Annotated in this window: 17 protein-coding genes; 7 read left to right on the top strand and 10 right to left on the bottom strand. The window is 39.1% G+C overall.

Annotated features, from left to right (window positions below; translation table 11 throughout):
* Nucleotides 1–31: 31 nt before the first annotated feature.
* Complete coding sequence (locus BG04_RS00820; protein ID WP_034650645.1) at nt 32–589, bottom strand: thioredoxin family protein; 558 nt, start codon at nt 587–589, stop codon at nt 32–34.
* Between the two features lie 810 nt (nt 590–1399).
* Here BG04_RS00820 and BG04_RS00825 point away from each other — a divergent pair.
* Both BG04_RS00825 and BG04_RS00830 read left to right on the top strand, forming a co-directional pair.
* Nucleotides 1400–2533 carry a processed acidic surface protein gene (locus BG04_RS00825; RefSeq protein ID WP_034650644.1) on the top strand — a complete coding sequence of 378 codons (1134 nt, stop codon included), beginning with the start codon at nt 1400–1402 and terminating at the stop codon, nt 2531–2533.
* A gap of 1 nt (nt 2534) precedes the next feature.
* Nucleotides 2535–3260, top strand: coding sequence for a class D sortase (locus tag BG04_RS00830; RefSeq protein ID WP_016764803.1), 726 nt, complete (start codon nt 2535–2537; stop codon nt 3258–3260).
* 29 nt (nt 3261–3289) lie between these two features.
* Here BG04_RS00830 and BG04_RS00835 read toward each other — a convergent pair whose 3' ends face one another.
* Complete coding sequence (locus BG04_RS00835; protein WP_013057848.1) at nt 3290–4081, bottom strand: sulfite exporter TauE/SafE family protein; 792 nt, start codon at nt 4079–4081, stop codon at nt 3290–3292.
* A gap of 312 nt (nt 4082–4393) precedes the next feature.
* Between BG04_RS00835 and BG04_RS00840 the strand changes: the two genes are divergently transcribed.
* Complete coding sequence (locus tag BG04_RS00840) at nt 4394–4963, top strand: GNAT family N-acetyltransferase (protein ID WP_013083913.1); 570 nt, start codon at nt 4394–4396, stop codon at nt 4961–4963.
* Nucleotides 4964–5354: 391 nt separating this feature from the next.
* Here the strand turns inward: BG04_RS00840 and BG04_RS00845 are convergent, their stop codons facing one another.
* The gene (locus tag BG04_RS00845; protein ID WP_034650642.1) at nt 5355–6179 is read right to left on the bottom strand and encodes a 5'-nucleotidase, lipoprotein e(P4) family; all 825 of its coding nucleotides are present in this window, start codon (nt 6177–6179) and stop codon (nt 5355–5357) included.
* Between the two features lie 414 nt (nt 6180–6593).
* Here BG04_RS00845 and BG04_RS00850 point away from each other — a divergent pair, with 414 nt between their 5' ends.
* A complete protein-coding gene (locus BG04_RS00850) occupies nt 6594–7226 on the top strand; it encodes a YitT family protein (RefSeq protein WP_013083915.1) in 633 nt (210 codons plus the stop codon).
* A 39-nt stretch (nt 7227–7265) separates the two neighbouring features.
* Here BG04_RS00850 and BG04_RS00855 read toward each other — a convergent pair whose 3' ends face one another.
* Nucleotides 7266–8264 (bottom strand): NADP-dependent oxidoreductase, encoded by a 999-nt coding sequence (locus tag BG04_RS00855; protein WP_034650639.1) that lies wholly within the window; start codon nt 8262–8264, stop codon nt 7266–7268.
* 128 nt (nt 8265–8392) lie between these two features.
* Between BG04_RS00855 and BG04_RS00860 the strand changes: the two genes are divergently transcribed.
* Together BG04_RS00860 and BG04_RS00865 are read left to right on the top strand one after the other, a co-directional pair.
* Nucleotides 8393–8620, top strand: coding sequence for a hypothetical protein (locus tag BG04_RS00860; RefSeq protein ID WP_016764806.1), 228 nt, complete (start codon nt 8393–8395; stop codon nt 8618–8620).
* A gap of 242 nt (nt 8621–8862) precedes the next feature.
* Complete coding sequence (locus BG04_RS00865; protein WP_013083918.1) at nt 8863–9321, top strand: GyrI-like domain-containing protein; 459 nt, start codon at nt 8863–8865, stop codon at nt 9319–9321.
* Nucleotides 9322–9349: 28 nt separating this feature from the next.
* Here BG04_RS00865 and BG04_RS00870 read toward each other — a convergent pair whose 3' ends face one another.
* On the bottom strand, nt 9350–9823 hold the full coding sequence (locus BG04_RS00870; protein ID WP_034650636.1) for a hypothetical protein: 474 nt from the start codon (nt 9821–9823) through the stop codon (nt 9350–9352).
* Between the two features lie 98 nt (nt 9824–9921).
* Nucleotides 9922–10047, bottom strand: coding sequence for a hypothetical protein (locus BG04_RS31620; protein ID WP_255323385.1), 126 nt, complete (start codon nt 10045–10047; stop codon nt 9922–9924).
* A 305-nt stretch (nt 10048–10352) separates the two neighbouring features.
* Between BG04_RS31620 and BG04_RS00875 the strand changes: the two genes are divergently transcribed.
* Complete coding sequence (locus BG04_RS00875) at nt 10353–11237, top strand: YitT family protein (RefSeq protein WP_016764809.1); 885 nt, start codon at nt 10353–10355, stop codon at nt 11235–11237.
* 38 nt (nt 11238–11275) lie between these two features.
* Here the strand turns inward: BG04_RS00875 and BG04_RS00880 are convergent, their stop codons facing one another.
* From BG04_RS00880 to BG04_RS00895, 4 genes are all read right to left on the bottom strand, one after another.
* The gene (locus BG04_RS00880; RefSeq protein ID WP_034650632.1) at nt 11276–12034 is read right to left on the bottom strand and encodes a cytochrome c oxidase assembly protein; all 759 of its coding nucleotides are present in this window, start codon (nt 12032–12034) and stop codon (nt 11276–11278) included.
* Complete coding sequence (locus BG04_RS00885; protein ID WP_034650629.1) at nt 12027–12509, bottom strand: DUF2243 domain-containing protein; 483 nt, start codon at nt 12507–12509, stop codon at nt 12027–12029. The genes BG04_RS00880 and BG04_RS00885 overlap by 8 nt, the downstream gene beginning before the upstream one ends.
* A gap of 1212 nt (nt 12510–13721) precedes the next feature.
* Nucleotides 13722–14132, bottom strand: coding sequence for a disulfide oxidoreductase (locus BG04_RS00890; RefSeq protein ID WP_034650626.1), 411 nt, complete (start codon nt 14130–14132; stop codon nt 13722–13724).
* Nucleotides 14132–14839: a DsbA family protein gene (locus tag BG04_RS00895; RefSeq protein ID WP_034650624.1), complete on the bottom strand. Its 708-nt coding sequence runs from the start codon at nt 14837–14839 to the stop codon at nt 14132–14134. Before BG04_RS00895 ends, BG04_RS00890 begins: the two co-directional genes overlap by 1 nt.
* Nucleotides 14840–14845: the final 6 nt, after the last annotated feature.

Genomic DNA, 14845 nt, shown 5'->3' on the forward strand with positions numbered 1-14845 from the left:
TGAGCGCTTCATTTTATCCTGCTTTTTTAAGTTATTTCACAACTGCTAATACCGTTTCTTTAAAGCTGTTATAAACATGCGACCAAAGAGCTGGTTCTTCTTTATATCTTGTTTGTAACGAAGAAAAAACTTCTTTTTGTTTTTCTTCAAACGAAGGATCTTCTTTTGAAGGAAGCGTGGCACGAAGCTCATCGACGATTTGCTGAACTTCGGGAGCACGGGGGCCCCACTTCCCAAGTAGCGTCCCTTCATTATTAAAAATTAAAATAATCGGAATGGCACGTCCTCCGTTTGTTAAGTGACGGTCAATTAATTCGGTGTCCGCATCTCGCAGTGCAACGCGCACATCGATACCGGCAGCTTCAGCTACTTTACGAATGATTGGGTTAATCATCATCGCATCTCCGCACCAATCTTCAGTAATCGCTAAGAAATGAAGCTTGTGAGCCTTTAATTTGTCAGCCAGTTCATCTTTAGGAAGCTGAAATTGTTCATAAACAGCTAAACTTTCCTCTTTTAATGTACTCATGTCGTTCATATATGTTTGAATTGATTTTCCTTCTTCAAAATACTGCTGTTCTGTTTTCATCAAAATCCCTCTTTCTTTTTTGTATACGAATAGATGAGATGTAAAAATTCGGTTTACTCTTTTCTACACGCACTACTAGTATAGCTTTTAAGCACAGTGAATCAAAATATAAAAGTCAGCGCGTTTTTTAGCCTGCGACAGGATTTACAAAACTTCGATTTAAAAACAGCACATTGAGATGTTATAAAAAAAGAGAATGGGGTACATGTACACTATCAATGTAACAAATTTTAAATCTTTGTGAATATTTGAGAATGTTTATTGTGTAACCGTCATCTTTTGATTATGATAATGATATGTTAGCTACTTGACTAAATATGGAGGATGAGGCAAATATGAATCAATCCCCGCATGAGAAGCGAAAAAAACGCAAACAGTTTGTAGAACGTTTAAGGCTAAAAGGAATCAAAATAGAGCTGACAAAACCGCGCTCTCACTTTTCTTCACTATCCTTATTAAAATCATAACTCGTAACCACCTTTTTCTAAAGCGGAACGGTATCGAATTTCAACTATCTATGCTAAGGCTTACATATCATTTCAAAAAGAACAGCTTCTAAGTGCTGTTCTTTTTTGATACTTTTTTATATTTCTGCCTCTGTTAAAAAAAATTATAAACCTTTTTCTTTAATTCCTCCTTTTTCTATCTAGGGCTTTCCACTCCCTTTCTTACGGTGTTCTCAAGATATATAGTTCTATAAATCCCTTAAATTACCACTATATTCAAGGTATATATAATATAAGTATATATTGTAAATTTATAACTCTTCCTATATAATCTTGTAGAAAACGTAAAAAAAGGAGAAAATTGATGAAAAAACTGGGGGCAATACTATTATCATTTCTGCTGTTTGTTGGCGTATTTCCAACGTCTTCATTCGCAGCAGTGTCAACATTTGACGCAGATTTCAACAAGTATTTAAAATCGGTAAGCCAAACGCGAGGCTTTGAAGTAACCAAAGACGACGTTGAATATTCGCTTTCACTGTACGATGAAAGTCTTAAAAACTTCGATACAATCGCAGATTTAGAAGATTTTTTAGGTGAACCAATTGCAGCTGACTTACATAACGTGCAAGATGTGTATGCAGATTTTGACTTAGACAAAACAAGCTTAAATGCGTTATTAAAAGAGAACGGCCAAAGCTTAGACGATTATGTATACCTAGATGATTTATACGATGATGTCGGCTTCTATCTAGAGGGCGACGACTGGTATGAAGATGACGAGTCATATGACGAAGAAGACACTTCTTACGATGATGAATTAAGCGAGGAAGATTTAAGCGGCTTACTATCATTTATGCAGTCTGAATTAGGCTTAACTTCAGAAGAGTTAAATCGAATTGAAGCACATTTTACATCGTTAGAAGATGAGCTTTCAAATGAAGCAACGCTTAACCGCTTAGATCAATTAGGCGAGCGCTTAGCGGCATTCGAAGATTTTGATACAGCAACAGAATTATCTGCTGATCAAATCGCTGAATTAATGTCTATTTATAAAGAAATGCTATCAATCTTCCATTTAGACGCTAAATTTTCACTTGTACAAGGCGGAAATGAAAGACCGCTTTCTCTTACTGATTTAATCAACTTAGAAGAAGTAAAAAATGCAAGTCTAAAAATTTCTCTTTATACGACAGACGGTAAATTTTTAGCAGACATGGTGATCACAGGCGATATGTTTAATTCTGATATCATCACAGACACAGGAAAAGAAGTAGAAAAATCTGCTGAAGCTGTAGCAAAACCAGCTCAAGCACAAAAACCAGCAGTAGAAAAGACACAAGAACCTGTGAAGAAACAAACGAATGGCGCTGTACAAAAAACCGTTAAAGGCGGAAAACTTCCGGAAACGGCTTCTAATTATGTAACAAATACATTAATTGGATTAGTGCTTGTAGCCGCTGGCTTTGTTCTTTTCCGCAAAGTGAGACGCGCATAAAATGGAACCAAGAAAAACAAGAAGAACAATCAATCGCAAAAAGCGGTTGATTGTTCTTTCCCTTTTAGCCGCTGTCATCTGCTTTGGTCTTTGGTTTACAACAACAAACGCCTATAAATTTGCAAGAGGCTATTTGGCATTTAAAACAATGGATACAGAAGAACCAGCCGCAGCTTCAGTTTCTAAAAGCAAGGACGCTTCAACAGCAGACTCTTCTGCTGAAGCTTCTGCTGTGGAAGCTAAAAAAACGGTACACTCTCGTACTGCTAGCCCGGAAAAAAAGCCGAAAGTGTCAAATGTGTCTTACCCGAAACAGCCAAAAATCGGTGATTTAATGGGAGAATTATATATTCCTAAATTAAACGCTAAGCTGCCGATCTATCACGGTACGAACGAAGATGAATTAGAAAAAGGCGTCGGTCATTTTGCGGGAAGCGTGCTGCCTGGTCAAAACGACAATTCTGTTCTATCAGGACATCGCGATACGGTCTTTCGTAAGCTTGGCGACGTGGGTGAAGGCGATTCGCTCGTGGTGGACACGGCAGCAGGCACCTTCACATACAAAGTGAACAAAGTACGAATCGTTGATGCGGATGACCGGACTGTTATTGTGCCAAAGCCTAGAGCCACTTTAACCGTCAGCACCTGTTATCCGTTTAACTACGTTGGTTCAGCACCTGAACGCTATATTTTAGTCGCTCACCTTGTGTCATCAACAACAAAATAAAAAAGCTGTCCTTAAAAAGGCAGCTTTTTTTAATGAATAGATTTCATTAGTAAATCAAACCATATTTTCAGCGAAGTCGCCGTAATAACGATCGCTAAGATAACTTGCAGCGACGCTACCTTCGTCTTTTGCCCAACAAAAGCGCCGATTGGAGCTGCTAGTAAGCTTGCTCCAATAATCATAAGCGCCGGAAGCAAAAGGACTTGATGCGTCATTACTTTACCGAATGTTGTTCCCATAGATGAAATAAACGTCACGGCTAATGAGCTTGCAATCGTTACGCGCACAGGAATTTTTAACACGGTAATCATAATAGGAACAAGTAAAAATGCGCCCCCTGCTCCGACAATCCCCCCGCAAATTCCAACTAAAAACGCCAGAGCTGCTGCCAAAGGTTTTGAAAACGTCACTTCGAATGAATCGGCCGCTGGATTATTTTTTTTGGGCATAAACATTAATCCTGCAGCAATTGTTGCCATCACGCCGTAAATGAAATTGATCATTCCTTCTGAAAACGAGTTTGATAGCGTTGAACCAATGAGACTGCCAACTAAGACGCTGATACCCATATATAAAATTAACGGTTTATTCAAATAGCCGCCCTTTTTGTAAGCAAGAGCTCCTGAAACAGACGCAAACAGCGACTGTACGGCTCCTATACCAGCTACTTCGTGCGCGCTGAACATTCCCACTCCTACAAGAGGCGGAACAAATAGCAACAGCGGGTACAAAACAACTGATCCTCCAATTCCAAGCATACCTGCTAAAAATGACCCGAAAAACCCGAGTGCAAATACCGTTATTAATAGTTGTACATCCATGTTTTTACCACCTGCTTTTATCAATCCAATATCATGTTTGTTATAAAGTATGTATACATACAACGCCTTATCTCTTCTTCCATTGTATCACTGTATATGCTTCTTTTCTGTAAAAATATTGATAAAAGTGCTTTCAATTATTAATTTTTTTAATCATTAAAATCCTATCGACTTTATGTGTTATTTACTTGTAGCCTAAACTTCCTCGCTCTCCTCTCTGTTACTTGTGGTAGAATAAAGAAAAACTAGATGTTAGAACTGCCTACACGCTACGCTTATCTCAGCAGGCCCATCATCACAGGAGGCTTTCGTATGTTTGAATACAAAATTGATGACGAAGTTAGTTTGCATTTGATTGAATCAACTGACGCTTTCCCCTTGCTTTCTCTTATTAACGAGTCAAGACCTTACCTAAAAGAATGGCTCCCATGGGTAGATAGCATGCAAAGTATTGCTGACTACGATGAACTCATCCCTGAATGGAGAGCTCAATATTATAATAACCAAGGATTCCAGGCCATCATTCGGTACTACGGAGAAATCGCCGGGATGATTGGTTTTCACGGAATTAATTGGGGAAACAAAAGTACAAGTCTCGGCTATTGGATTGGACATGATTTTCAAGGAAAAGGTATTATGACAAGAGCCGTACACGGATGCCTGAATTATGCATTTAATACGTTAAACCTTCATCGAGTCGAAATACGCTGCGGTGTTAATAACGAAAAAAGTAAAGCCATCCCTACGCGTCTAGGTTTTACAGAAGAAGGTATTTGCAGAGAAGGTGAATACCTATATGATCACTACCATGACCTTGTGATTTATGGCATGTTAAAACACGAGTGGAAGCAAGCTCCTTATGCTCCTTGGCTTCTTTCTTAAAAAGCAGGATCATTTGGACAAGCTATCGTTTGAACTGACTATATTGGAAAAATTAAAAAGAGGTTGAAGACATAACGAAATGAATCCAGCCTAAAGACGAACAAATGAGATACTTGAACTGAACCGCTTATGACACCGCAGTTGATTTCCGCGCAAGGCTTCGCTTTCCGCGGGCGGCCGCTGAGCCTCCTCGTCGCTTGCGCTTCTGCGGGGTCTCACCTGTTCCGCTTTTCCCGCAGGAGTCTTAACCTTGCCCTCCAATCACCTGCTAGAAGGAACAAGACAGATGAAACTATATTCACCATAACAAAAAAACGAACGGTTGATCACATGCTGATCAATCGTTCGTTTTTCACTTGGGTTAAAACCCTTTTGTCCCAGCCTCTTTTTTTTAGTTGAAATACTGAAGCTGTTCGCGGCGAAGCTTATCTTTTTGTTTGTCCGAAATTGAGTAGTCGTAGTTATAAATAGCTCCTTCCCAGTCTCCATACATTGGATTTGGAAATACGATTAGCTTTTGGCCAAACGTTTCTTTTTGCTCTTCTACAAGCTTATTTCGATCAGTAATGGACTTTTTATCAAAGCCGCTAAAATCAGATAAGTTATCACCAAACAGCAGGACTACATTATGATTTGTCGCTACTTTTTGACGGCGCGTTTCTTTTCCTTCATCTTTTGGACCCGTTAATAGCACATGGTCTTTGGTTGCTTGAGGAATATGTAAATTCTTTAGGTTTTTAATTGTTGCCTCAAGCTGAGAAGTTGTACGGCCCGAAATATAGTAAATATCTACACCTTTTTGATCCGCATACGTCAAGAATTCAACAGCACCTGGTACTGCTTTCGCTTTTGCTGCTTGCACCCACTCATCCCATTTATAAGGAAATCCTTTTCCGGTTTTGATTGCTGAAGCTTGAAATGGGCTATTATCAAGCACGGTCTCATCTAAATCCAAAATAATGGCAGGCTTTTTATCGGTACTTTTTGCAAGCGCCTCCTCTAAACGAAGCTTTCCAGTATTATAGCCTTGGTAATACAAAGCTTTCATTTCGCCGGATTTTTGGTACCAAGCATCGGCCATGATTTGCTGATCAGCTAGGTGTTGAGCGGGTTCTTTTTTCTCAGCAGACACTTCTTTTTCCTGCTGAGGGGCACATGCCGTCAGTGAAAAAGCAAGTACACCCACCCCTGTCAACGCTGATAATTTCTTATTCATTTCGCATCCACTTCCATCTCTACATATTTTTATGCTAATAATGTTATATATTACCTCAATTAAACATAAAATCAATAAAAATCCGAATTATATTTTAATTTTAGTTAAAAATGTTCGTTTTAATTATTTTTTCTCCCTTTTTTTAACCATTATCCAAATATTTGTTTATACATTTTCCAAAATCCGTTTTTCTCATTCTTTCTTTGTAATCTTTTTTTAGAAACATATTGGTTTATCGCTCATTCGCTTCAAAAAACTTAATAAATCTGAATTATCTAACTTTTAATCTTGTGTTAGATTCTCTCACAAAAGTGCTTTTTTTTGAAAAGATATATAGTAAAATAGATTTTGTGAATTAAAAGACGGTGTTTTCTATCGAAAGTATTGTATAAATATACAAAAGGGGATGGAGATATGAATCACGTAAAACAATGGGGATGGATTACCTTTGGCTGTTTGTGCGTTGCCATCGGGATTCAATTTTTAACCGCTTCTAACCTCGTTATCGGCGGAACAGCAGGACTTGGAATCGTCCTGCAGCATTTAACCGGTATTTCATTTGGGGTATTGTTCTTTATCATCAATTTACCATTTTATTTTATGGCTCTTACGCAAATTGGTCTGCAATTTACCATAAAAAGCTTCATCAGCGTTAGCCTGATGTCAGTGATGTCGGATTTATTAGCTGCCAACTTTTCGTTTGCGCTTCCGCATCCGCTTGTAGCTGCGATTGTGGGCGGCATTATCGTCGGCATTGGACTGATCTTTTTGTTTCGCCACGGCTCTTCTCTTGGCGGAATCAACATGCTATGCGTGTTTCTTGATAAACGCTTTGGCATTAATCCAGGTAAAACAATGCTTTTGACAGATGTGTTGATTGTAGGCTCTGCAACAGTGGTATTCGGCGTAGTTCAAGTTCTTTATTCGTTAATCGGTATCTTCATCATGACAGGACTGCTTGGACGCTATCACAAACGCTCGCCAATCGAACGAACTGGTGAACATATGGAAGAAGAAGCGAAACAACAAACGGCTTCAACTATGTAAAAAAACCGTGCGGGAATAATCCTGCACGGTTTTTTACGCTTATTCTGCTACTTTTACAAGCTGTTTTCCTAAGTTTGCTCCTTCAAATAAACCAAGGAACGCTTCAGGTACATTTTCAAAACCTTCTACAATGTTTTCGCTGTACTTGATTTTTCCTTGCTGCACCCATTCCCCTAACTGCTTAATGCCTTCAGGGAATTTGTCTGCATAGTCGGCTACGATAAAGCCTTTCATTAACGCACTGTTAATTAATAAAGGTGTTTGAACACGCGGTCCAACATCTTGTTTTTCTAAGTTATACAGTGAAATTTGGCCGCAAAGCGGTATGCGCGCAAATTTATTTAATAAGCTGACAACTGCATCTGAAATCTCTCCACCGACGTTTTCAAAGTAAACATCAACGCCATTAGGACACGCCTCTTTCAACGCTTCTTTTACATTTCCTTTTTTATAATTAATCACTTCATCAAATCCGAGCTCATCTTTTAAATAAGCAATTTTATCTTCAGAACCTGCGATGCCGACAACACGTGCGCCTTTAATTTTAGCGATTTGACCAACAACAGATCCAACAGCACCTGCTGCACCGGAAACGACTACTGTTTCGCCTTCTTTTGGCTGACCAATTTCAAGCAGTCCAAAGTAAGCTGTGAGACCAGGCATACCAAGAACGCCGATAGCCGTTGTAATTGGCGCTAGCTCTGGATCAACTTTCTGTAAGTTTTTTGCTTCTGCAGCTGAATAGCGTTTCCAAGGAAGCATACCCGTCACGATATCGCCTTCTTTAAAGCGATCTGATTTTGATTCCGTTACGCGTGCTACAATGCCGCCTGCAAGCGGTGCGTTTAGCTCAAATGGAGGAACATATGATTTTGTATCGTTCATGCGTCCTCTCATATACGGATCAACAGAAAGGTACAGTGTTTGAACAAGTACCTCGCCTTCTTTCGCTGTAGGCATTTCAATTTTTTCGTATTTAAACGTATCTTTTGTTGGCATTCCCTTTGGGCGTTCTGCTAATAAAATTTGTTCATTCATCGATATTGCTCCTTTTTATTTCTCTGTTTTTTGTAAAATGTGCTAAACTTACCTTTGTTATTTTAAATTATATATTGTGCACAACGCCAAAAATATGATTGTGCAATAACACCGAAGGAGAAAAAGACATGGAGCTAATTCGCTGTAAAGAAGATGTTGTTAAAAAACTAAACGAGTTTGTTGAAGTAACTCCCCCCGTTATTTTGTTTAAAAAAGGCAATATGTATCCGATTAAAATGGATATCAACTACAACTGGATTGCCACGGACGAACAAGGGCATGAGCATATTGTCGCTTCAAACACAAAGAATGTGCAGGACGACTACTGGTTTAGCTACCATTTTGACTTATATTAAGGAGTTTCCCGGATTTACTCCTCGTAAACGTTATATAAATAAAGTGTTGCATTCGTAAAAACAGCGTGCGAATTCCCGCGCTGTTTTTATGTAATAATTAGAGTATCCCAAGCGTGTGTTTGAAGCTTTGATCATGTTCCATTTTCTGCATCGATATCTACTTAAGATTATGTTACAATCACGGTAAAGTAATTTATGATTGATAGAATAAAAGCTAGAGCTTGAAAAATTCGAGGTGGATTATGCAAGGTAAAGTTGTATATAAAGAAGGATTTTCAGTGATAGGCATAGCAAAAAACGGAGAGTATCAAAAAGAGAATCTTTTGAAGCAAATACTTAAAGAAAAAGAAATGATTAGCTCTTCAAAAGAACCTCATATGGTTACAGGCATTTGCATGGCTCCGAAAAAAGAAAATTATTTTTATATTGCAGGGACAGAAGTGGCTGATACGGCTTTTATTCCAAACGGTATGAGCGTTCATACGTTTCCTTCGTTTACATACCTGCAGTTTAAACACAGAGGTCCCATTACATCGCTCGGGTCGACGTACAACAGCATCTGGAATGAATGGCTGCCGAACTCTCCTTACAGCATGATTGAAGGTCCTGCTCTTGAAATTGTAAATACAGCTATACACAGCAATTTATATAGTGATACATATGAAATGGATATTTATATTCCCATAAAGCTGGGACAATAAAAAAGGTGAACTTACGTTCACCTTTTTCCTATTTTTGCAGCTGTTTATATAAATGATAAAGAGCAAAAACGCACTCTGGATGACGCTCTTTATGGTTAAAAAATCCGTGAGGAAACATGAGTGAAAGATTCCCTTTTTCAATTCCGGTCACATACTTGTTTTCCATAAGCGGATATTCTTTCACAACCCAGCGCGCTTCGTCAATAGTTGACGTAACCATTTCACCAAAGTATACGCCCATACACTCTTCGAATTCTTCTTTTGTCATTGAAAAATAGTCAAAGCAGTTGCTGTCTTCTAGATCATAGTAAAGAAGCTCTAATATTTTCAAACTTTCATCTGTAAAATCAACGGTGAATTCATCTACCGCTTTGCTTATTTCATGAATACGATTCATGCACTGTTCACGCACTTGATGATAGTAATAGCTAGCTTCAAACTGATGTTCACACGTCACTAACGATTCTCCGTATGATGCTGTTAGATCATGATGCTTGCTCATGCTGACACCTCCACGCTAAGCTTATGGAGCAAGTATAACATTAACCAAGCAGCTATTGAGCATCTTCCATTAACAACCTATCCGTGGCAATATTAGGTTCACTTTTTGCTCATTATTCTGCCGTACACAAATCCTCCGCTAACAAGAAGAATACCGCTAATTAATACGCTGCTTAAAAAGGTTTGCGAATGCATCAAGTGGTTATACACCATCCACACGCTCATTTCGTCATCTCCTTTTGGCCTTTTTTAACTAGTATCCCCGATTTTCTTACCGCACATGCCGGCTTTTTCATCATTTTTTCATCAAGCCTCTATATAGTGAAAACTGTGAAGCCAATCATACTTTTTTTCATCGTTTTACTCCTTAAAAAGCCTGCTTATGACTCTAAAGCAGGCTTTTTTTTATATGGTGAAACGAGTAATTAAGCCGTCTATCCCCACTAATTGTGCATAGTAAGGTATAATTAAAGATAGTTTCACTTTTCTAAAGTGAGAAATACATATGAGGCATCAAAGGAGACATGCAAATGACAGAACTCGAAAAAGCGAAAATTCAGCACCGAAAGCTGTCCAAGGGACAGGTATTTGGTAGGGCCATCGCCATTGCGATCGGTGCCCTGCTCATGGCCACAGGACTTGAAATTTTTCTTGTCCCAAACCACGTTGTCGACGGGGGAATTACCGGTATTTCGATCATGCTTTCGCATATTACTGGCGTAAATCTAGGAATCTTTCTTTTTGTACTAAATCTTCCGTTTGTATTTATCGGGTACAAGCAAATGGGAAAAACATTTGCCCTTTCCACTATTTTTGGCATACTGGTTGTATCCATCTTAACTTCTATGTTTCATGATGTCCCCGCGTTTACCGCAGACGTTCTTCTTGCTACCGTTTTTGGAGGGATTATTCTCGGAATTGGAATTGGACTCGTAATTCGCTACGGCGGAGCGCTTGACGGTACGGAGATACTTGCCATTTTAATCAGTAAAAAAATTCCGTTTTCCGTAGGAGAAATTGTGATGTTTTTCAACTTCTTCATTTTAGGAGCAGCGGGATTTGTGTTCACGTGGGACCGCGCCATGTATTCTATCCTTGCTTACATCATTGCAGCTAAAGCCATTGATACGGTTGTAGAAGGATTGGAAGAATCAAAATCAGCTTGGATTATTAGTGATCATTCTGATGACATTGGCGATGCGATTAATGCGCGTCTAGGTCGAGGCGTTACTTATTTGCACGGTGAAGGTGCTTATACGGGCGATGATAAAAAAGTGATTTTCTGCATCATTACGCGCCTTGAAGAATCAAAGCTAAAAACCATTGTTGAAGATTTTGATCCTACTGCCTTTTTAGCCGTTGCAGATATTACCGAAGTCCGCGGCGGACGCTTTAAAAAACGAAACATTCACTAAAAAAACGCGCAGAAAGCACCATGCTTTCTGCGCGTTTTTTATGTAAGAGATACTTTTTGAACCCGCTTAAACCATTCATAACAAAGAAGCACAATTAAACATAAGTCGATTAAATCGCCTCCGTAATACATCAGCATAGCCCCTTGCTGCGCCCCTTCCGCCGAGACGTGCATAGGCGGGTGAGCATACACATATTTTGATAAAATACCGTGAGCAGCAAGAGCAAGAACCAATACGGATGCCCGGTGCGTAAAAGTTTTTTGATGCGGCGAAGGATCGATTGAAATCATCGATACGGTGAATAAATAGCCGGCTAAAAACACGTGAATATGTACAGCGACATGCACGAAAAAAGAGTGATGCATCATGCCATACAGACTTGTTGTATAAAGAATCCAAAGTCCTCCTACGTTAAGAACAGAAGCTGTCACCGGACTGCTGATGAACCGAACAAACCGCCCTTTTAAAAGTTTTGACACTTTTCTGGCTGCATGAACCGGAAGCGTGCGAAGCAGCAGCGTAAGAGGTGCTCCTACCGCCATTAAAAGCGGAGCTAGCATACCTAAAAGCAAATGCCCCGTCATATGCGCAGTAAAGTCCATATGAGCACGGGCTGCGAGCGGTCCGGCTACAGAAGATACGGCGCATAAAATACCAAGTGTCCAGCTGGACGTCCTATATAATGACCATTTTCTATACGTTGCATTCGAAGACGCTGCAGCCCACATGTATAAAAAAAAGGCAGCGACAAAAGGCAGGGCTAATAAAAGCTGAGACAATATTTCATATTTAATCATGATGTGCACCTTGTTTACGTGCAAACCATGTTAAAATGATGCCAATAAGCAGCATTAAACATGCAAGTACATTCCACGTAATGTCGTAAGGTGCAATCTTCACTCCGTACCGGATTTGATGAAGTCCCATAAGCTTGTGCTGCACGATCCCGTCATAAAGCTGAAACGCCCCGGCTCCAAGCAATACTCCTCCTATCCACCTTTTCACCCACCAGCCGCCTCGGCGCCTTAGATCTGCCACTATAAAAAGTGATGCAATCGTAGCGAACCAGCTGAATGCATGAAACAAACCGTCCGACACTAAACCAGCGGCCGTTGAGGACTTATCATAAAAATGATGCCAATGAAGCAGCTGATGAAACACTGCTTCATCAATAAAGGCAACTAACCCTACGCCAAACAAAAAGCCTGACCAGCTATTTCGAGTGCGATGAACCACGCGCTGATTTGCAGTTGCTTCGTGTTTCTTTTCCATATATATACCTCCCTGGCAGCTCTTTAAGTTTATATCGATTCTAATGTACGTATACCCTATTAAAGAGAAATGAATCTATAATATGGAAAAATAGGAACTATATCCTAATATCGTTTTCACCATCTTTTCACCATAAAGGTATAGGATAGTACTTACGAAGCCAATTAGCATATTTTTTTCATAGTTTTACTCCCTTTCTAAAGACCTGTTTCCCCAAAGCAGGTCTTTTTTATATCCCGCTTCTCTTTTCACCATTTTTTCACCATAAAGGTATAGGATAATACTTGCGAAGCCAATTAGCATATTTTTTTCATAGTTTTACTCCCTTTCTAAAGACCTGTTTCCCCAAAGCAGGTCTTTTTTATATCCCGCTTCTCTTTTCACCATTTTTTCACCATAAAGGTATAGGATAATACTTGCGAAGCCAATTAGCATATTTTTTTCATAGTTTTACTCCTTTGTGAAGACCTGCTTCCCCAGAGCAGGTCTTTTTTTATATCCCGCTTCTTTTTTCATCATTTTTTCACCATAAAGGTATAGGATAGTACTTGCGAAGCCAATTAGCATATTTTTTTCATAGTTTTACTCCTTTTGAAGATCTGCTTCCCCAGAGCAGGTCTTTTTTATATCCCGCTTCTCTTTTCATCATTTTTTCACCATAAAGGTATAGGATAGTACTTGCGAAGCCAATTAGCATATTTTTTTCATAGTTTTACTCCTTTTGAAGATCTGCTTCCCCAGAGCAGGTCTTTTTTTATATCCCGCTTCTCTTTTCATCATTTTTTCACCATAAAGGTATAGGATAGTACTTACGAAGCCAATTAGCATATTTTTTTCATAGTTTTACTCCCTTTCTAGTGACCTGTTTCCCCAAAACAGGTCTTTTTTTATTTTTTCTAAAAGCTTCCATCTTTTCACCGTTTTTTCACTTTTCTTTTGTATACTAAGTTTGTCAAAGCAATTTCATCATTTTTCATAAATGACCCCTATTTATTCCCCGCTTTTTGTGAGCGGGGCTTTTTTTGTAAGAAAAGCATCTTTTCACCTTATTTTTTAAAAAAGCTTTTCTCTTTTCACCGTTTTTTCACTTTTCTTTTATATACTGTTCTTGTCAAAACAATTTCATCATTTTTCATAGATGTACCCTATTTGCACCCGCTTCTTGGAAGCGGGACTTTTTTTGTTTCCATACAAAAAAGCTTAACCCGGAGGTTAAGCTTTTTTCGCCTGCTTGCGAAGAACAAGCATCATAATTGTAATGATAGTAAACGCAATAAACGCTAAAAAAGGAATGGTGATAAATCCAAGCCAGTTAATATATTGACCTGAGCAAGGAACACCGCTTGTACACGTTTCAAATGCTTTAAGAGCCGGTATCTTCTGCAGGCAATAATGATAGCCTGAAAGCGTCATACCAATCACTGAAAACGGCAGGACGTATTTGTAGATGAACGTATCATTCCGATACACGGCTACACCTAGCACAATCGCGAGCGGATACATTAAAATTCGCTGATACCAGCAAAGTTCACACGGAATAAAGTGAAGAACTTCACTAAACGTCAAGCTTCCAAGCATCGCGATAAGCGCTGTAATCCACCCGAAGACCAAAGACTTGTTCATTATTTGTTCTCCTTAGCCGCATCTTTGACCATTTGATCAAAGTCATCGATTGTTTTTCCTTCGAATTTTTTGCCGCCTACATAAATGGTTGGTGTACCTGTGATGCCTAAATGATTGGCTGTCTTCATATCTTGATCAAACGCATCTTTTCCTTTTCCATCTTTAAAAGCACTCGCTACTTTTTTCGCATCGGCATCGCTAGATACTTCTTTCAGCGTATCTTCTAAGTAAGATTCCGTTAAGACATCTTTCTTTTCATCCGCTGCGTTTTGCTTTTTATAAAGAAGTTCATGGAATTTCCAAAATGTATCGTTCCCAAGCTCTTTATATACCGTCTCGGCAAACTCTGCTGCACGAGATGAGTCATTGTTGATAAACGCATAGTTCATAAAGTAGAATTTGACTTTGCCTGTATCTACATAATCTTTTTGAATCAGCGGGAAAAAGGATTCCGTGAAGTTTTTACAAGCCGGACATTTGTAATCTCCAAACTCTACCACTTCTACCGGAGCTGACTCTTTTCCAAGATACGGCTGATTATCATATGTAAGAGCGGCCTTTTCATCTCCTCCGCCCTTTGACATATTAGAAAGGACGATTAACCCTAAAATACAGACCGCAATAATTCCAATCACCCAAAAAATCCACTTGCTCGAGGACGTTTGCTGATTGGGCGTTACTTTTTTCTTTTTCTTTGCTTTTGACACAATCTC

The organism is Priestia megaterium NBRC 15308 = ATCC 14581 (genome assembly GCF_000832985.1).
GTDB classification, from domain to species: domain Bacteria; phylum Bacillota; class Bacilli; order Bacillales; family Bacillaceae_H; genus Priestia; species Priestia megaterium.